Origin of the sequence: Streptomyces brasiliensis (assembly GCF_014647875.1) — a bacterium.
GTDB lineage: Bacteria > Actinomycetota > Actinomycetes > Streptomycetales > Streptomycetaceae > Streptomyces > Streptomyces brasiliensis.
Window position 1 is genome coordinate 18249 of the sequence record NZ_BMQA01000046.1, and the last position, 18497, is coordinate 36745.

17 protein-coding genes are annotated in these 18497 nt (G+C 69.5%); 9 read left to right on the top strand and 8 right to left on the bottom strand.

Features of this window, described 5'->3' with window-relative positions; translation table 11 throughout:
* Positions 1 to 95 precede the first annotated feature (95 nt).
* From pgl to tkt, 5 genes are read right to left on the bottom strand one after another with little or no spacing between them, the layout of a single operon-like run.
* Complete coding sequence (gene pgl, locus IEZ19_RS37830) at positions 96 to 878, bottom strand: 6-phosphogluconolactonase (protein ID WP_189315916.1); 783 nt, start codon at positions 876 to 878, stop codon at positions 96 to 98.
* Positions 875 to 1900 carry a glucose-6-phosphate dehydrogenase assembly protein OpcA gene (gene opcA / locus IEZ19_RS37835; protein ID WP_189315917.1) on the bottom strand — a complete coding sequence of 342 codons (1026 nt, stop codon included), beginning with the start codon at positions 1898 to 1900 and terminating at the stop codon, positions 875 to 877. The genes pgl and opcA overlap by 4 nt, the downstream gene beginning before the upstream one ends.
* On the bottom strand, positions 1897 to 3420 hold the full coding sequence (zwf, locus tag IEZ19_RS37840; RefSeq protein WP_189315918.1) for a glucose-6-phosphate dehydrogenase: 1524 nt from the start codon (positions 3418 to 3420) through the stop codon (positions 1897 to 1899). The genes opcA and zwf overlap by 4 nt, the downstream gene beginning before the upstream one ends.
* Before the next feature lie 4 nt (positions 3421 to 3424).
* Positions 3425 to 4543 (bottom strand): transaldolase, encoded by a 1119-nt coding sequence (gene tal / locus IEZ19_RS37845; RefSeq protein ID WP_189315919.1) that lies wholly within the window; start codon positions 4541 to 4543, stop codon positions 3425 to 3427.
* Positions 4544 to 4576: 33 nt separating this feature from the next.
* Positions 4577 to 6664, bottom strand: coding sequence for a transketolase (gene tkt / locus IEZ19_RS37850; protein WP_189315920.1), 2088 nt, complete (start codon positions 6662 to 6664; stop codon positions 4577 to 4579).
* Between the two features lie 348 nt (positions 6665 to 7012).
* On the opposite strand from tkt, the gene IEZ19_RS37855 reads away from it, so the two are divergent.
* The 3 genes from IEZ19_RS37855 (at position 7013) to IEZ19_RS37865 (ending at position 9653) form a co-directional block, all read left to right on the top strand.
* Positions 7013 to 7966: a heme o synthase gene (locus IEZ19_RS37855; protein WP_189315949.1), complete on the top strand. Its 954-nt coding sequence runs from the start codon at positions 7013 to 7015 to the stop codon at positions 7964 to 7966.
* Between the two features lie 69 nt (positions 7967 to 8035).
* On the top strand, positions 8036 to 8356 hold the full coding sequence (locus IEZ19_RS37860) for a hypothetical protein (RefSeq protein ID WP_189315921.1): 321 nt from the start codon (positions 8036 to 8038) through the stop codon (positions 8354 to 8356).
* A 190-nt stretch (positions 8357 to 8546) separates the two neighbouring features.
* A complete protein-coding gene (locus tag IEZ19_RS37865) occupies positions 8547 to 9653 on the top strand; it encodes an amidohydrolase family protein (RefSeq protein WP_189315922.1) in 1107 nt (368 codons plus the stop codon).
* Positions 9654 to 9696: 43 nt separating this feature from the next.
* On the opposite strand, the gene IEZ19_RS37870 is transcribed toward IEZ19_RS37865, so the two are convergent.
* The 3 genes from IEZ19_RS37870 to IEZ19_RS37880 form a co-directional block, all read right to left on the bottom strand.
* The gene (locus IEZ19_RS37870) at positions 9697 to 10707 is read right to left on the bottom strand and encodes a COX15/CtaA family protein (protein ID WP_189315923.1); all 1011 of its coding nucleotides are present in this window, start codon (positions 10705 to 10707) and stop codon (positions 9697 to 9699) included.
* Positions 10708 to 10779: 72 nt separating this feature from the next.
* Positions 10780 to 11496, bottom strand: coding sequence for an ABC transporter permease (locus IEZ19_RS37875; RefSeq protein WP_189315950.1), 717 nt, complete (start codon positions 11494 to 11496; stop codon positions 10780 to 10782).
* 71 nt (positions 11497 to 11567) lie between these two features.
* Positions 11568 to 12491, bottom strand: coding sequence for an ABC transporter ATP-binding protein (locus IEZ19_RS37880; RefSeq protein ID WP_189315924.1), 924 nt, complete (start codon positions 12489 to 12491; stop codon positions 11568 to 11570).
* Positions 12492 to 12742: 251 nt separating this feature from the next.
* Between IEZ19_RS37880 and IEZ19_RS37885 the strand changes: the two genes are divergently transcribed.
* Genes IEZ19_RS37885 through IEZ19_RS37910 form a run of 6 tightly spaced genes read left to right on the top strand, consistent with a single transcriptional unit; the run spans position 12743 to position 18489 of the window.
* Entirely contained in the window at positions 12743 to 13486 is a 744-nt protein-coding gene (locus IEZ19_RS37885) for a helix-turn-helix transcriptional regulator (protein ID WP_189315925.1), read from the top strand.
* Positions 13483 to 14904 carry a Fe-S cluster assembly protein SufB gene (gene sufB / locus IEZ19_RS37890; RefSeq protein WP_189315926.1) on the top strand — a complete coding sequence of 474 codons (1422 nt, stop codon included), beginning with the start codon at positions 13483 to 13485 and terminating at the stop codon, positions 14902 to 14904. The genes IEZ19_RS37885 and sufB overlap by 4 nt, the downstream gene beginning before the upstream one ends.
* Before the next feature lie 58 nt (positions 14905 to 14962).
* Positions 14963 to 16147, top strand: coding sequence for a Fe-S cluster assembly protein SufD (gene sufD, locus IEZ19_RS37895; RefSeq protein WP_189315927.1), 1185 nt, complete (start codon positions 14963 to 14965; stop codon positions 16145 to 16147).
* Complete coding sequence (locus tag IEZ19_RS37900; protein WP_189315928.1) at positions 16144 to 16464, top strand: non-heme iron oxygenase ferredoxin subunit; 321 nt, start codon at positions 16144 to 16146, stop codon at positions 16462 to 16464. The genes sufD and IEZ19_RS37900 overlap by 4 nt, the downstream gene beginning before the upstream one ends.
* A gap of 7 nt (positions 16465 to 16471) precedes the next feature.
* Positions 16472 to 17236: a Fe-S cluster assembly ATPase SufC gene (sufC, locus tag IEZ19_RS37905; protein ID WP_189315929.1), complete on the top strand. Its 765-nt coding sequence runs from the start codon at positions 16472 to 16474 to the stop codon at positions 17234 to 17236.
* Positions 17233 to 18489: a cysteine desulfurase gene (locus IEZ19_RS37910; protein WP_189315930.1), complete on the top strand. Its 1257-nt coding sequence runs from the start codon at positions 17233 to 17235 to the stop codon at positions 18487 to 18489. The genes sufC and IEZ19_RS37910 overlap by 4 nt, the downstream gene beginning before the upstream one ends.
* Positions 18490 to 18497: the final 8 nt, after the last annotated feature.

Consider the following 18497-nt stretch of genomic DNA (forward strand, 5'->3'; position numbering starts at 1 on the left):
GTTCTCCGGGGCTCCGCTGATTCAGGGGAATCAGCGGAGCCCCGGAGGGGCGGCGGGGCCGAAACCCCGCCGCCCTCACCGTCGGGCAGACCTCGTCACGCAGACGCCGGCGGATACAGCGACCGCGGCAGTTGTGAGGCCGCCGCCGCGTCCAGCAGCCACAGGGTGCGCTGCCTGCCGTGGGCGCCCGCGGCCGGGGCCTGGATCTCGCCCGCGCCCGAGAGGGCGATGGCCGCGGCCTGCGCCTTGTCCTCACCCGCTGCCAGGAGCCACACCTCACGGGCCGCCCGGATCGCCGGGAGGGTGAGGGAGACCCGGGTCGGCGGCGGCTTGGGCGCGCCGTGCACGCCCACCACCGTGCGCTCCGTCTCCCGGACGCCGGGCAGCTCCGGGAAGAGCGAGGCCACATGCGTGTCGGGGCCGACGCCGAGCATCAGGACGTCGAAGGTCGGCACGGCGCCGTGGTTCTCGGGATCCGACGCCTCGGCCAGTTCCGCCGCGTACGCCTCCGCCGCCGCGTCGACGTCGGTGCCGTACGGACCGTCCGACGCGGGCATGGCGTGCACGCGCTTCGGGTCCAGGGGCACGGCGTCCAGCAGCGCCTCGCGCGCCTGGGTGACGTTGCGGTCCGGGTCGCCCTCGGGCAGGAACCGTTCGTCGCCCCACCAGATGTCGATCCGGCCCCAGTCGATGGCGTCCCGGGCCGGGGCCGCCGCGAGCGCGGCCAGCAGACCGTTGCCGTTGCGGCCACCGGTCAGCACCACCGACGCATAGCCGCGCGAGGACTGGGCGTCCACGACCTTGGTGATCAGCCGGGCCGCCGCGGCCTGCGCCATCAGCTCCTTGTCGTGGTGCACGACCAGCTGCGGAGTGCTCACTTCGCTGCCGCCTTCTTCGGCGGGGCCGGCTTCGGAGCCGTCTTCTGCTGCGGCTCCGCGGGCTCGGCCCCCGGCGCCTCCTGCGTCGCCTTGGCCGACCCGGTCAGCCGGTCCACGCCGTAGCGCAGCGCAGACGCGTACGTGTCGTCCGGGTCGAGGCGCCGCAGCTCCTCCGCGATCAGCTCGGCCGTCTCGCGGCGCTTGAGCGCCACCGCACGGTCCGGCTGGCCCTGGATGGACAGCGTGGCCAGCGAACCGTCCGCGCGGTCCAGCGCGATCGGGCCGCAGTCGGTGTCCATGCGCACCGCCGTCAGGCCGGGGCCCGACGACAGCGAGCGCTTGACGGGGACGTCCAGCCGGTCCGCGAGCCACATCGCCAGCAGCTCGCAGCTCGGGTTGAACTCCTCGCCCTCCACCTCGACGCCCTTGACCTCGCAGGTGACCTGGTCGAGGGCGGCGGCCAGCATCGAGCGCCAGGGCGTGATGCGGGTCCAGGACAGGTCCGTGTCGCCAGGCGTGTAGGCGTCGGCGCGCACGGCCAGCTCACGCACCGGCTGTTCGGCGGCGTAGGTGTCGGTGACCCGGCGCTGGGCGAGGGCGCCCAGCGGGTCCTTGGCCGGGTCGAGCGGCGCGTTCACCGGCCACCACACGACGACCGGCGCGTCCGGCAGCAGCAGCGGCAGGACGACCGAGTCGGCGTGGTCGACGACCTCGCCGTACAGCCGCAGCACCACCGTCTCACCGGTGCCCGCGTCCACGCCCACCCGCACCTCGGCGTCCAGACGCGAGGACGTGCGGTCGCGGGGGGTGCGGGAGACACGCTTGATGACCACGAGCGTGCGCGAGGGGTGCTCGCGCGACGCGTCGTTGGCGGCCTTCAGCGCGTCGTACGCGTTCTCCTCGTCGGTGACGATGACCAGGGTGAGCACCATGCCCACGGCGGGCGTGCCGATCGCTCGGCGGCCCTGCACCAGTGCCTTGTTGACCTTGCTGGCCGTGGTGTCCGTGAGGTCTATGTTCATGGCCGGCGCCAGCTCCGTCCGTCTCGTGCGAGCATCTCGTCGGCCTCCGCGGGGCCCCACGTGCCCGACGGGTACTGCGCGGGCTTGCCGTGCTTGTCCCAGTACTGCTCGATCGGGTCGAGGATCTTCCAGGACAGCTCGACCTCCTCCGTGCGCGGGAAGAGGTTGGCGTCACCCAGCAGCACGTCCAGGATCAGCCGCTCGTAGGCCTCGGGGCTCGACTCCGTGAACGACTCGCCGTACGCGAAGTCCATGGACACGTCCCGGATCTCCATCGAGGTGCCGGGCACCTTGGAGCCGAAGCGGACCGTGATGCCCTCGTCGGGCTGGACGCGGATGACGACCGCGTTCTGGCCCAGCTCCTCCGTCGCGGTGTGGTCGAAGGGGGAGTGCGGCGCCCGCTGGAAGACGACCGCGATCTCGGTCACCCGGCGGCCGAGCCGCTTGCCGGTGCGCAGATAGAAGGGGACACCCGCCCACCGGCGGTTGTCGATCCCCACCTTGATCGCGGCGTAGGTGTCCGTCTTCGACCTGGGGTCGATGCCTTCTTCCTGCAGATAGCCGATGACCTTCTCGCCGCCCTGCCAGCCCGCCGCGTACTGCCCGCGGACCGAGCTGCGGCCCAGGTCCTTCGGCAGCCGTACAGCGCCGAGCACCTTGGTCTTCTCGGCGGCCAGCGCGTCCGCGTCGAAGGAGGCGGGCTCCTCCATCGCGGTCAGCGCCATCAGCTGGAGCAGGTGATTCTGGATGACATCACGGGCGGCGCCGATGCCGTCGTAGTACCCGGCGCGGCCGCCGATGCCGATGTCCTCGGCCATGGTGATCTGCACGTGGTCTACGAAGGACCGGTTCCAGATCGGCTCGAACATCGTGTTGGCGAATCGCAGGGCCAGGATGTTCTGGACGGTCTCCTTGCCGAGGTAGTGGTCGATGCGGAACACCTGGTCCGGCTCGAACACCTCGTGGACGACCTTGTTGAGCTCCTCGGCCGACTTCAGGTCGTGGCCGAAGGGCTTCTCGATGACCGCGCGCCGCCAGGAGCCGCCCTCCTGGTCGGCCAGGCCGTGCTTCTTGAGTTGCTGGATGACCACCGGGAAGGAACGCGGCGGCACGGACAGATAGAAGGCGAAGTTGCCGCCCGTGCCCTGTGCCTTGTCCAGCTCGTCGATGGTCGAGCGCAGCCGCTCGAACGCGTCGTCGTCGTCGAAGGTGCCCTGGACGAAGCGCATCCCCTGGATGAGCTGCTGCCAGACCTCCTCACGGAACGGCGTACGGGCGTGTTCCTTGACGGCGTCGTGGACCTCCTGCGCGAAGTCCTCGTTCTGCCACTCGCGGCGGGCGAAGCCCACCAGCGAGAAACCCGGCGGAAGCAGACCACGGTTGGCGAGGTCGTACACGGCGGGCATCAGCTTTTTACGTGACAAATCGCCCGTGACGCCGAAAATGACCAGGCCCGACGGCCCCGCGATACGCGGGAGCCGTCGGTCTGCGGGGTCACGCAGCGGATTGCTGCTCGACAAGATGTCAGCCCTCCGAGGGCGTGAGGCGCTTCAGGACCGCCTCGGTCGACTTCAGCAGGTCGTTCCAGGACGCCTCGAACTTCTCGACGCCCTCGTCCTCCAGCACCTGGACCACGTCGTCGTACGAGATCCCGAGCTTCTCGACCGCGTCGAGGTCGGCGCGGGCCTGCTCGTAGGTACCGGCGATGGAGTTGCCGGTGATCTCGCCGTGCTCCTCGGTGGCCTGAAGGGTGGCCTCCGGCATGGTGTTCACCGTGTTCGGCGCCACCAGGTCGTCGACGTACAGAGTGGGCTTGTACGACGGGTCCTTGACACCCGTCGAGGCCCACAGCGGACGCTGCTTGCGGGCGCTCGCCTTCTCCAGCGCGTTCCAGCGGTCCGAGGAGAAGACCTCCTCGTACGCCTGGTAGGCGAGCCGGGCGTTGGCGACGGCAGCCTTGCCGCGGGCCGCCTTGGCCTCGGGGGTGCCCAGCGCGTCGATCCGCTTGTCGATCTCGGTGTCCACACGGGACACGAAGAACGACGCCACCGAACGGATCAGCGACAGGTCCAGGCCGCGCTCCTTGGCCTTCTCCAGACCGGCCAGGTAGGCGTCCATGACCTCGCGGTAGCGCTCCAGCGAGAAGATCAGCGTCACATTGACGCTGATGCCGAGGCCGATGACCTCGGTGATCGCCGGCAGGCCCGCCCTGGTGGCCGGGATCTTGATGAGCGTGTTGGGGCGGTCGACCAGCCAGGCCAGCTGCTTGGCCTCGGCGACGGTCGCCCTGGTGTTGTGCGCGAGCCGCGGGTCGACCTCGATCGACACCCGGCCGTCCTGGCCGTCGGTCGCGTCGAACACGGGGCGCAGGATGTCGGCGGCGTCACGGACGTCCGCCGTGGTGATCATGCGGACCGCCTCTTCCACGGTGACCTTGCGGGCTGCGAGGTCGGCGAGCTGCTGCTCGTACCCGTCGCCGCTGCTGATCGCCTTCTGGAAGATCGTCGGGTTGGTGGTGACGCCCACGACGTGCTGCTGGTCGATCAGCTCGGCGAGGTTGCCGGACGTGATCCGCTTGCGCGACAGGTCGTCCAGCCAGATCGCGACGCCTTCCTCGGAGAGGCGCTTCAGTGCGTCTGTCATGGAATTACATCTCCTACGTGTCGTATATGAGCGTCAGCGCTGGGCGGCGGCGATGGATTCCCGGGCCTTGGCGGCCACGTTCTCGGTAGTGAAGCCGAACTCACGGAAAAGGACCTTGCCGTCGGCGGAAGCACCGAAGTGCTCCAGGGAAACGATGCGGCCCGCGTCCCCGACGTACCGGTACCAGGTGAGGGCGATACCGGCTTCCACCGCGACCCGCGCCTTCACCTGCGGCGGCAGGACGCTGTCCCGGTACCCCTGGTCCTGCTCCTCGAACCACTCCACGGACGGCATGGACACGACCCGCGTCGGCACGCCCTCGGCCTGGAGCTGTTCGCGCGCCTCCACGGCGACGTGCACCTCGGAACCGGTCGCGATCAGGATGACCTGCGGCTCGCCACCCTCGGCCTCGAACATGACGTAACCGCCGCGCGCGGCATTCTCGTTGGGCTCGTACGTCGGCACACCCTGGCGGGTCAGCGCGAGGCCGTGCGGGGCGCCCTTGCCGAACTCCTTGGTGTAGCGCTTCAGGATCTCGCGCCAGGCGATGACGGTCTCGTTGGCGTCGGCCGGACGGACCACGTTCAGACCCGGGATCGCGCGCAGCGACGCCAGGTGCTCGACCGGCTGGTGCGTCGGGCCGTCCTCACCGAGACCGATGGAGTCGTGCGTCCACACGTACGTCACCGGGAGGTGCATCAGGGCCGACAGCCGTACGGCGTTGCGCATGTAGTCGGAGAACACCAGGAACGTACCGCCGTAGACACGGGTGCCACCGTGCAGGGTGATGCCGTTCATCTCCGCGGCCATGGAGAACTCGCGGATGCCGAAGTGGATCGTGCGGCCGTACGGGTTCGCCTCCGGCAGCGGGTTGTCCGCCGGCAGGAACGAGCTGGTCGCGTCGAACGTCGTGTTGTTGGAGCCGGCCAGGTCGGCCGAACCGCCCCACAGCTCGGGGATGACCGCGCCGAGGGCCTGGAGCGTCTTGCCGGAGGCGGCACGCGTGGCAAGGCCCTTGCCCGCCTCGAAGACCGGCAGCCCCTCGGCCCAGCCCGCGGGCAGCTCGCCCTTGCTGATGCGGTCGAACTCGGCAGCGCGCTCCGCGTTGTTCGCGCGCCACTCCTCGAACTGCTTCTCCCACTCGGCCTTGGCCTGGCTGCCGCGCTCCAGCGCCAGCCGGGTGTGGGCGATGACCTCGTCGGCGACCTCGAAGGACTTCTCCGGGTCGAAGCCGAGGACGCGCTTCGTGGCCTCGACCTCGTCGGCGCCCAGCGCCGAGCCGTGCGCGGCATGGCTGTTCTGCAGGTTCGGGGCGGGCCAGCCGATGATCGAGCGCATCGCGATGAAGGACGGCCGGTCCGTCACCTGCTTCGCGGCCTCGATCGCGTTGTAGAGAGCGTGCGGGTCCAGGTCGCCGTTCGGCTTCGGCGCGACGCGCTGCACATGCCAGCCGTACGCCTCGTACCGCTTGACGGTGTCCTCGGAGATGGCCGTCTCCGTGTCGCCCTCGATCGAGATGTGGTTGTCGTCCCACAGCAGGATCAGGTTGCCCAGCTCCTGGTGACCGGCCAGCGAGGACGCCTCCGAGGAGATGCCCTCCTCGAGGCAGCCGTCACCGGCGATGCAGTAGATGAAGTGGTCGAAGGGGGACTCGCCCTGGGCGGCGTCCGGATCGAACAGCCCGCGCTCGTAGCGGGAGGCCATGGCCATGCCCACCGCGTTGGCGACACCCTGGCCCAGCGGACCGGTCGTCGTCTCGACACCCGTCGTGTACCCGTACTCCGGGTGGCCCGGGGTCTTGGAGCCCCAGGTGCGCAGGGCCTCCAGGTCCGGCAGCTCCAGGCCGAAACCGGCGAAGTAGAGCTGGATGTAGAGGGTCAGGGACGAATGCCCCGCGGACAGCACGAAGCGGTCGCGCGCGACCCAGTCGGGGTCGGCCGGATCGTGCCGCATCACCTTCTGGAAGAGGGTGTAGGCGGCCGGCGCCAGGCTCATCGCCGTACCGGGATGGCCGTTGCCGACCTTCTGTACGGCATCGGCGGCCAGGACGCGGGCGGTGTCCACGGCCCGCTGGTCCAACTCGGTCCACTCGAGGTCTGTGGTGGTCGGCTTGGTGCTCACCCTGAGTCAGGGCTCCTCTCCACATGTCGAATGCCGGTGCACTGGACGCCCACCGGCCGTTGTCGAGCCTACCCCCGTGAGTACGTGCGTTTTCTCCGGTCATTCCAGACTGCCGGGACTCTTGGAAATCCGCCTCCCGACTGGCTTGTAGGACGTTTCGGCAAGTGAATACGGAGGCGCTCATCTGACCGCTCAATCGAGCCCTTGTGCGCACGTCGGACCTGCCCTTCCAACACGACCCCACCCCCGCGAAGGCCGAGGTATGGGCAACGTCTAAAGTGGCGTGGTACGCGCGAGCCTTTACCCGCACTTCACACGTAGGGGCTTGCTGGGATGTCTCTGTCAGGGGTGTGCGTGACGGCCGTCGAATCCCGTCCAGCGGGTGTGCTCGGTGCGAGCCAGAGCCCGAGCCGCAGGCCGTTCGGGGCCCGGACCAAGGCGTTCGTGGCTCTGACCAAGCCGCGGATCATCGAGTTGCTGCTCATCACCACCGTTCCGGTGATGTTCCTGGCGCAGCAGGGCGTGCCCGACCTGAAGCTGGTCCTGCTCACCTGCGTCGGCGGCTACCTCTCGGCGGGCGGCGCGAACGCGCTGAACATGTACATCGACCGCGACATCGACGCGCTGATGGACCGCACTTCGCAGCGCCCCCTGGTCACCGGCATGGTCAGCCCCCGGGAGTGCCTGGCCTTCGGCATCACGCTGGCGGTCGTCTCGACGCTGCTGTTCGGTTTCACCGTCAACTGGCTGTCCGCCTGGCTGTCACTCGGAGCGCTCCTCTTCTACGTCGTCGTCTACACGATGATCCTCAAGCGGCGTACGTCGCAGAACATCGTGTGGGGCGGCATCGCGGGCTGCCTGCCGGTGCTGATCGGCTGGTCGTCGGTCACGAACTCCATGTCGTGGGCGCCGATCGTCCTGTTCCTCGTCATGTTCTTCTGGACGCCGCCGCACTACTGGCCGCTGTCCATGAAGGTCAAGGAGGACTACGCGCGCGTGGGCGTGCCGATGCTCCCGGTCATCGCCTCCAACAAGGTGGTCGCCCGGCAGATCGTGATCTACAGCTGGGTGATGGTCGCCGTCTCCCTGCTGCTGACGCCCCTCGGCTACACGGGCTGGTTCTACACCCTGGTCGCGCTCTTGGCCGGCGGGTTCTGGCTGTGGGAGGCTCACGGGCTGCAAAGCCGCGCGAAGGCGGAGGTGACGGGCGCCAAGCTGAAGGAGATGCGCCTGTTCCACTGGTCGATCACGTACGTCTCGATCCTCTTCGTGGCCGTCGCGATCGATCCCTTCCTGCGCTGACGTACAGCTGACGTACGTCACAGGGCCCAGCCCTCGCCAGTCGATCTACTCGTGAATAGCATCCTGACCATGGCAGACACACAGCAGGTTGACGCGAAGGCCGAGCGCAAGGTGGCCCGGCTCGCCAAGCAGATCGACGCCTTCGCCAAGGCCCACGGCGGTGCCGAGGGCCAGGTGGCCTACATCGGCGAACGCGGCGCCCGCATCGTGCTCGTGGGCGAGGACGGCGGCTGGGGCGACCTGGTGGCCCCCACGTACGCCATCGCCGAACAGGCGGTCGAGAAGTCCGGCATCACCACGCACGAGTCGTTCGACGGCGAGTTCGCGGCGAAGGTGACGACAGGGCCGTACGAGTGGAAGAGGATGGCGGGCATCCAAATCGGCGGTTGATGCAGCGCCCCGACAGGGGCGCGGGGCTGTATCGATGTGCGGCTCCGCCGCGTGGGCGCGAGCAACCCAGGACGACGGTCAGCCGCCGAACAACCTCCCGTCCCTCCACGAACCGCGACCTGACACCCCGCTCACCCGTTAGTCCCGGCGAAGGCAGCCCAGCGCCAACGCCAATACGGGGAGTGTCCCGGTGATCGAAACCCCGTCCCTCGTGGACCAGTACTGCCACGGCGTACTGAGAACGGAGCTGGGCCTCGGTACCTTCGAGGCCCAGCTGGCCCGGACCGAGGGACCGCCCGCGCCCGGCACCACACTCTTCGACACCCAGACGGGCTTCGCCGTACGTCGCTGGTGCCCCCCGCTGCTCGGCCTCGAACCGCACTGCTCACCCGCGCGCTATCTCGCCCGGCGCCGTGAAGTCGGTGTACTGGAGGCGGGCCGCAGACTGCTGCGGGGCAGTGGCATCACGACCTATCTGGTCGACACGGGGCTGCCCGGCGATCTCACCGGCCCCGTCGAGATGGCCGCCGACGGCGCCGCCGATGCGCGCGAGATTGTGCGCCTGGAACTCCTCGCCGAGCAGGTCGCCGACACCTCCGGCACCGTCGAGTGCTTCCTCGCCAACCTCGCCGAGTCGGTTCACGGGGCCGCGGCGAACGCCGTCGCCTTCACCTCCGTAGCGGGTGTACGGCACGGACTGGCCCTGTCACCCGAGCCGCCCGGGCCCGGGGAGGTGCGGGGTGCGGCGGGCCGCTGGCTGGCCGGGCGGCGGGTCGGCGGCGAGCTGAGCGATCCCGTGCTGTTACGGCATCTGCTGTGGATCGCGGTCGCCTCGGGCCTGCCCCTCCAACTGCACGCGGGGCTCGGCGAACCGGGCTCGCGCATCGACCGCACGGACCCGGTGCTGCTCACGGACTTCGTGCGGGCCACCGCCGGCATGGGCACGGACCTGGTTCTGCTGCACGGCTACCCGTACCACCGCCACGCCGCCCATCTGGCCGAGGTCTTCCCGCACGTGTACGCGGACTCGGGCGCCGCGCTCGTGCGCACCGGCGCCCGTGCGGCCACCGTGCTCGCCGAGATCCTGGAGCTGGCGCCCTTCGGCAAGATCCTCTTCTCCAGCGGGGCCCACGGCCTGCCCGAGCTGCACGTCGTCGGCGCACGTCTGTTCCGTGAGGCCCTCGGCCGGGTGCTGGGCACCTGGGTCGCCGAGGGCGCGTGGTCGCTGACGGACGCGCAGCGCGTGGCCCGGCTGATCGCGGCGGGCAACGCACGGCGGGTGTACGGGCTGGACTGACGGCCCACGCGCGCGTGCCGTGCCGAAGTTCCCGCGGTGACGCCTACGCGCGCGTGCTCACGACCGTCTCGGCCGTCGGGCCGGGCAGGTCGGCCATCGCCTCGGGCCGCTCCCGCAGCGACAGCAGCACTCGCAGCACCCAGATCCAGATCAGCGCCGAGCCGAGCATGTGCAGGGCGACCAGGGCCTCGGGAAGGTGCGTGAAGTACTGGACGTAGCCGATGACGCCCTGCGCGAGCAGCACCAGGAAGAGTTCGCGGGTGCGGCGCAGTGGGCCCTCGGGCGCGTCGACCGCCTTGAGGACGAACCACAGGGCGAACGTCAGTGTCACCACGATCCAGGCGAGCACGGCGTGCAGCTTGGTGACCGTCTCCCAGTCGATCGGGATGCGCTCGACCTCGCTCGAGTCACCGGCGTGCGGGCCGGCTCCGGTCACCACCGTGCCGACCGCGATGAGCAGCACGGACGCGGCGACCAGGAACCACACCAGCTGCTGCACCGCCTTGCCGACCAGTGGCCGCGGCGCCCCGTCGCCCTCGCGGGTGCGCTGCCACATCACTGCGGCGACGGCGATGAGGGCCGAGGAGAGCAGGAAGTGGGCGGCCACCGTGTACGGGTTCAGGCCGACCAGGACCACGATGCCGCCGAGCACCGCGTTGCCCATGACGACCCAGAACTGAGCCCAGCCCAGCCGGGTGAGGGCGCGCCGCCACGGCTTCTGCGAGCGAGCGGCGACGATCGCCCAGCCGACGGCCGCGCACAGCACGTAGGTCAGCATGCGGTTGCCGAATTCGATGACGCCGTGGGCGCCCATCGCGCGGGTGGTCGTCAGCGAGTCGTCGGTGCAGGTCGGCCAGGTCGGGCAGCCGAGGCCCGAGCCGGTCAGCCGGACGGCACCGCCGGTGACCACGATGACCACCGACATCACGAGTGCGGCGAGTGCCGCACGCTGGACCGTCCGGGGATGCGGGGTCCAGCGTGCGGCGATGAAGGCGAGCGGGTTGCGCAGGGCCGCTTCGGCGTCGGCGCGGGTCAGCTTTGGCACGTGCACCATCGTAGGGCGCCGCTTGTGCACGCTTTCACGAGGGTCGGTCGAAACCGGTTCACCAGGGTTCGTCCGGGCGGGTCACTCCCAGCGGAAGAACGTCCCGGCCGCCGCGAGACCCGCGACCGCCCACACCGCCAGGATCCCCAGGTCGCCCCAGGGCGTCCCGGCCCCGTGCTGGAGCACGTCCCGCAGGCCGTCGGACAGCGCCGAGACGGGCAGCAGCCCCAGCACGTCCTGGGCGCCGGAAGGGAACTTGTCCAGCGGGACGATGACGCCGCCGCCGACGAGCAGCAGCAGGAAGACCAGGTTGGCGGCGGCCAGGGTCGCCTCGGCCTTGAGCGTGCCCGCCATCAGCAGGCCGAGCCCCGAGAAGGCGGCCGTGCCCAGGACCAGCAGGAGCAGGACGGCGGCGGGGTTGCCGTGCGGCGACCAGCCGAGCGCGAAGGCGATCACCGTGAGCAGGATCACCTGGAGGATCTCCGTGACCAGGACGGACGCCGTCTTCGCGGTCATCAGGCCCCAGCGCGGCAGCGGGGAGGAGGCGAGCCGCTTCAGTACGCCGTAGCGGCGCTCGAATCCCGTCGCGATGGCCTGCCCGGTGAACGCCGTCGACATCACGGCGAGCGCGAGGATGCCGGGGGCGAGGAAGTCGACCGCCTTGCCGGCGCCGGTGTCCACGATGTCGACGGAGCTGAACAGCACCAGCAGGAGTGTGGGGATCACGACGGTCAGCAGCAGCTGCTCACCGTTGCGCAGCAGCATCTTCGTCTCGAGCACGGCCTGGGCGGCGATCATCCTCGAGAGAGGAGCCGCGCCCGGCTTCGGAGCGTAGCGGCCCGTGGTGGTGGTCGTGCTGGTGGTCGCGGTCACGAACGCAGCTCCTTGCCCGTCAGCTCCAGAAAGACGTCTTCGAGGGTGTGCCGTTCGACCGAGATCCGGTCCGGCATCACGCCGTGCTGCGCGCACCACGAGGTGACCGTCGCCAGCAGTTGCGGATCCACCTTGCCGACCACCCGGTAGGAACCCGGGGTCAGCTCGGCGGCCGTGCAGTCGGCCGGGAGCGCCTTGAGGAGGGAGCTGGCGTCGAGGCCGGGGCGGCCGGTGAAGCGCAGGGTGTTCTCGGCGCCGCCGCGGCACAGCTCCTCGGGGGAGCCCTGGGCGATCACCCGGCCGGCGTCGATGATCGCGACGTCGTCGGCGAGCTGCTCGGCCTCGTCCATGTAGTGGGTCGTGAGGATGACCGAGACGCCGTCGGCGCGCAGGTCGCGGACCAGGTCCCAGGTGGCCCGGCGGGCCTGCGGGTCGAGGCCGGCCGTCGGCTCGTCCAGGAACACCAGCTCAGGGCGCCCCACCACGGCCATGGCCAGCGCGAGCCGCTGCTGCTGTCCGCCGGACAGCCGGCGGTACGTCGTACGGCCGCAGCTGCCGAGGCCGAGCCGTTCGATGAGCGCGTCCACGTCGAGCGGGTGCGCGTGCAGCTGCGCCACGTGGCGCAGCATCTCGTCGGCCCGGGCGGTCGAGTACACGCCGCCGGACTGGAGCATCACGCCGACCCGGGGCCGCAGCTCGGCCGACTGTCTCACCGGGTCGAGGCCCAGGACGCGCACCGTGCCGGAATCCGGCTTCCGGTACCCCTCGCAGGTCTCGACCGTGGTCGTCTTGCCCGCCCCGTTGGGGCCGAGTACGGCGGTCACCCCCGCCTGGGCCACCAGGTCCAGGCTGTTCACGGCTGTCTTCGTGCCGTACCGCTTCACCAGGGCCTGGACCTGGACCACGGGCTCACTTCGCATGGCTCCAGAGTCTAGGGAGAACTCCGGGCTCTCGGACGCGGGGGTGCGCGAACTCTTCGTCACCCGGTCGGCTCAGGGGCGCGGGCTGTATCGACGTGCGGCTGGGCCACGCGGGCGCGACCAGCCACGACGAAGCCGTCCAGATGATCATTTCCGCAGGTCGGATTAGGTATGCCTAAGTGATGCAGGGCACCGCGGACGGTTCGGGGCGCGGCTTGTCAGGGTCTGAGGAATTACGCAACAATGGCGTTGTGAAAAACGTCGACGAGGCTCGGGAGACCTCCACGGGGACCCCCCAGGAGGAGCTCGCGGCAGGGCTGCGCTCGGACCATCCGACGCGCAACCGGGTCGCGCGGTCCATCCTGGACCACGGCCCGTCGACCGTCGCCGAACTCGCCGGCCGGCTGGGCCTGACGCAGGCTGCTGTACGACGGCATCTGGACGCCCTCGTCGCCGAGGACGTGGTGGAGCCGCGCGAGCAGCGGGTGTACGGAGCGCGGACCCGCGGCCGCCCGGCCAAGGTCTTCGTGCTCACCGACTGCGGCCGCGACGCCTTCGACCAGTCGTACGACAAGCTCGCCGCGGACGCGCTCCGCTGGATCGCCGAGAAGGAGGGCGGCCCGGAGGCGGTCGCCGCCTTCGCCCGCGCCCGGATCACCGCGCAGGCGGGCGCGTACCGCAAGGCTGTCGAGAGTGTCACCCCCGACAAGCGCGCCGAAGCCCTGGCCAAGGCCCTGAGCGTCGACGGGTACGCTGCCACGGCGCGCAGCGCACCGGTCGGCGAACAGCTGTGCCAGCACCACTGCCCGGTCGCGCACGTCGCGGAGCAGTTCCCGCAGCTGTGCGAGGCGGAGACGGAGATCTTCGCCGAGCTGCTCGGAACGCACGTCCAGCGACTGGCGACCATCGCGCACGGCGACGGCGTCTGCACGACGTTCATCCCCAAGACAACCACTGACGCATCTGCAAGCACGGCCGGGAGGAACCCCGCATGACTCTCCCCATGGAGACTGCCCACCCCGAACTCGAGGGCCTGGGCAAGTACGAATACGGCTGGGCCGACTCCGACGAGGCCGGTGCCGCAGCGAAGCGTGGTCTGAACGAGGACGTCGTCCGCGACATCTCCGGCAAGAAGTCGGAGCCGGAGTGGATGACCAAGCTGCGCCTCAAGGGTCTGAAGCTCTTCGAGAAGAAGCCCATGCCGAACTGGGGCTCGGACCTGTCGGGCATCGACTTCGACAACATCAAGTACTTCGTGCGCTCCACGGAGAAGCAGGCGGAGTCCTGGGAGGACCTGCCCGAGGACATCAAGAACACGTACGACAAGCTCGGCATCCCGGAGGCGGAGAAGCAGCGCCTGGTCGCCGGTGTCGCCGCCCAGTACGAGTCGGAGGTCGTCTACCACCAGATCCGCGAGGACCTGGAGGAGCAGGGCGTCATCTTCCTCGACACCGACACCGCCCTGAAGGAGCACCCGGAGCTCTTCAAGGAGTACTTCGGGACCGTCATCCCCGCCGGTGACAACAAGTTCGCCTCCCTGAACACCGCCGTGTGGTCGGGCGGCTCCTTCATCTACGTCCCGCCGGGCGTCCACGTGGAGATCCCGCTCCAGGCCTACTTCCGCATCAACACGGAGAACATGGGCCAGTTCGAGCGGACCCTGATCATCGTCGACGAGGGTGCTTACGTGCACTACGTCGAGGGCTGCACGGCCCCGATCTACAAGTCGGACTCGCTGCACAGCGCCGTGGTCGAGATCATCGTCAAGAAGAACGCCCGCTGCCGCTACACGACCATCCAGAACTGGTCGAACAACGTCTACAACCTGGTCACCAAGCGCGCCGTGGCCTACGAGGGCGCGACCATGGAGTGGATCGACGGCAACATCGGCTCCAAGGTGACGATGAAGTACCCGGCCGTCTACCTGATGGGCGAGCACGCCAAGGGCGAGACCCTCTCCATCGCCTTCGCGGGCGAGGGGCAGCACCAGGACGCCGGTTCCAAGATGGTCCACATGGCGCCGAACACCTCGTCCAACATCGTCTCCAAGTCGGTGGCGCGCGGCGGCGGCCGCACCTCGTACCGCGGCCTGGTCGAGATCGGCGAGGGCGCCGCGGGCTCCAAGTCCAACGTGCTCTGCGACGCGCTGCTGGTCGACACGATCTCCCGCTCCGACACGTACCCCTACGTGGACGTCCGCGAGGACGACGTGTCCATGGGCCACGAGGCGACCGTCTCCAAGGTCTCCGAGGACCAGCTCTTCTACCTGATGAGCCGCGGGCTCTCCGAGTTCGAGGCGATGGCGATGATCGTGCGCGGCTTCGTCGAGCCGATCGCCAAGGAGCTGCCCATGGAGTACGCCCTTGAACTCAACCGGCTGATCGAGCTGCAGATGGAAGGCGCGGTCGGTTAATCACCGAGCCGCTGTCCCATCAAGCCACTTACGCAAGAAAGCGAGCATTACGACAGCCATGGCTGAGGCTCAGAACATCCCGGTGGGCTCCACCACCGCCGGCCAGATCGCGGTGGCCGCCGAGTCGACCGTCGCCACGCGCATGAGTGCGCCCCCGTCCTTCGACGTGGCGGACTTCCCGGTCCCGCACGGCCGTGAGGAGGAGTGGCGGTTCACGCCGCTGGAGCGCCTGCGCGGGCTGCACGACGGCACCGCCGTCGCGAACGGCGCGGGCGTGAAGGTCGCCGTCGGGGCCCCCGAGGGCGTCACCGTCGAGACCGTCGGCCGCGACGACGCGCGGCTCGGCAGGGCCGGCGTCCCGGTGGACCGCGTCGCCGCCCAGGCGTACTCCGCGTTCGAGCAGGCCGGCGTGGTCACCGTCCCCAAGGAGATGGTGCTCACCGAGCCGATCCGCATCGCCGTGCACGGCGAGGGGGGGATCGCGTATGGTCACCAGGTCATCGAGCTGGGTGCCTTCGCCGAGGCCGTCGTCGTCATCGACCACACCGGTGACGCCGTGCTCGCCGCCAACGTCGAGTACATCCTCGGCGACGGCGCCAAGCTGACCGTCGTCTCCGTCCAGGACTGGGACGACAAGGCCGTGCACGTGGCCCAGCACAACGCCCTCGTCGGCCGGGACGCGACCTTCAAGTCGGTCGTCGTCACCTTCGGCGGCGACGTCGTACGGCTGCACCCGCGCGTCAGCTACGCGGGCAGCGGCGGCGAGGCCGAGCTGTACGGCCTGTACTTCACCGACGCCGGTCAGCACCAGGAGCACCGCCTCCTGGTCGACCACAACACGCCGCACTGCAAGTCCAACGTCGCCTACAAGGGCGCGCTCCAGGGCGACGACGCGCACGCGGTGTGGATCGGCGACGTGCTCATCGAGGCCAAGGCCGAGGGCACGGACACGTACGAGATGAACCGCAACCTCGTCCTCACGGACGGCGCGCGCGTCGACTCGGTGCCGAACCTCGAGATCGAGACCGGCGAGATCGTCGGCGCCGGCCACGCCTCCGCCACCGGCCGCTTCGACGACGAGCAGCTCTTCTATCTGATGGCCCGCGGCATCCCGGAGTACGAGGCCCGCCGCCTGGTGGTCCGAGGCTTCTTCGCCGGACTGGTCCAGCAGATCGGTGTCGCGGACATCGAGGAGCGCCTGCTCGCCAAGATCGAGGAGGAGCTGGAGGCGTCCGTCGCATGAGCGCCTTCGTACGCGTCTGCGGGCTGAGCGAGCTGGAGGACGACACCCCGAAGCGGGTGGAACTCGACGGCACGCCGGTCTCGGTCGTGAAGACCGAGGGTGAGGTGTTCGCCATCTACGACATCTGCTCCCACGCGAACGTCTCCCTCTCCGAGGGCGAGGTGGAGGACTGCCAGATCGAGTGCTGGCTGCACGGCTCCAGCTTCGACCTCCGCACCGGCAAGCCGTCCGGCCTTCCCGCGACGCGCCCCGTCCCCGTATACCCCGTAAAGATCGAAGGGGACGACGTGCTCGTCTCCCTCACCCAGGAGTCCTGAGGCACCCATGGCAACGCTTGAAATCCGAGACCTGCACGTCACCGTCGAGGCCGACAACGCCACGAAGGAGATCCTCAAGGGCGTCGACCTCACCGTGAAGCAGGGCGAGACGCACGCCATCATGGGCCCCAACGGCTCCGGCAAGTCGACCCTCGCCTATTCGCTGGCGGGTCACCCGAAGTACACGATCACCGAGGGCACCGTGCTGCTCGACGGCGAGGACGTCCTGGCGATGTCCGTCGACGAGCGCGCCCGCGCCGGCCTGTTCCTGGCGATGCAGTACCCGGTCGAGGTCCCCGGCGTCTCGGTCTCCAACTTCCTCCGCTCCTCCGCCACGGCCATCCGTGGTGAGGCGCCGAAGCTGCGCACCTGGGTGAAGGAGGTCAAGGAGACCATGGAGCGCCTGCACATGGACCAGTCCTTCGCCGAGCGCAACGTCAACGAGGGCTTCTCCGGCGGTGAGAAGAAGCGCCACGAGATCCTTCAGCTCGAGCTGCTCAAGCCGAAGATCGCGATCCTGGACGAGACCGACTCGGGCCTGGACGTCGACGCCCTGCGCATCGTCTCCGAGGGCGTCAACCGCGTCCGCGAGACCGGCGAGGTCGGCACCATGCTGATCACCCACTACACGCGCATCCTGCGCTACATCAAGCCCGACTACGTCCACGTCTTCTCCGGCGGCCGGATCGTCGAGTCCGGCGGCGCCGAGCTCGCCGACAAGCTGGAGGACGAGGGCTACGAGGCATACACGAAGGGCGGCGCATCCGCGTGACACAGCTGCCGGGCCTCCTCGACACCGAGGCGATCCGCAAGGACTTCCCCGTCCTGGACCGTCTGGTCCACGACGGCAAGAAGCTCGTGTACCTGGACAACGCCGCTACCTCACAGAAGCCGCGCCAGGTGCTGGACGCCCTCGGGGAGTACTACGAGCGCTACAACGCCAACGTCCACCGCGGTGTGCATGTGCTCGCCGAGGAGGCCACGGCGCTGTACGAGGGCGCGCGGGACAAGGTCGCGTCGTTCATCAACGCGCCCAGCCGCGACGAGGTGATCTTCACCAAGAACGCCTCCGAATCGCTCAACCTCGTGGCGAACATGCTGGGCTGGGCCGACGAGCCCTACCGCGTGGACCACGAGACCGAGATCGTCATCACGGAGATGGAGCACCACTCCAACATCGTGCCGTGGCAGCTGCTGTCGCAGCGCACGGGCGCGAAGCTGAAGTGGTTCGGCCTGACCGATGACGGCCGCCTGGACCTGTCCGACATCGACGAGATCATCACGGAGAAGACGAAGATCGTCTCCTTCGTCCTGGTCTCCAACATCCTGGGCACGGTCAACCCCGTCGAGGCGATAGTGCGCCGCGCGCAGGAGGTCGGCGCGCTCGTGTGCATCGACGCCTCGCAGGCCGCGCCGCACATGCCGCTGGACGTGCAGGCCCTCCAGGCCGACTTCGTCGCCTTCACCGGCCACAAGATGTGCGGCCCGACGGGCATCGGCGTCCTGTGGGGACGCCAGGAGCTGCTCGAGGACCTGCCTCCGTTCCTGGGCGGCGGCGAGATGATCGAGACGGTGTCGATGCACTCGTCGACGTACGCTCCCGCCCCGCACAAGTTCGAGGCGGGCACCCCGCCGATCGCCCAGGCGGTCGGTCTCGGCGCGGCGATCGACTACCTGAACTCGATCGGCATGGACAAGATCCTCGCCCACGAACACGCGCTGACCGAGTACGCGGTACGGCGCCTGTCCGAGGTCCAGGGCCTGAAGATCATCGGTCCGACGACGGCCGAGGACCGAGGGGCCGCGATCTCCTTCACGCTGGGCGACATCCACCCGCACGACGTGGGCCAGGTCCTGGACGAGCAGGGCATCGCGGTCCGGGTCGGCCACCACTGCGCGCGGCCGGTCTGCCTGCGGTACGGAATTCCTGCGACCACGCGAGCGTCGTTCTATCTGTACTCCACGCCGGACGAGATCGACGCTCTGGTCGACGGCCTGGAGCACGTACGGAACTTCTTCGGCTGAAGGGCGTG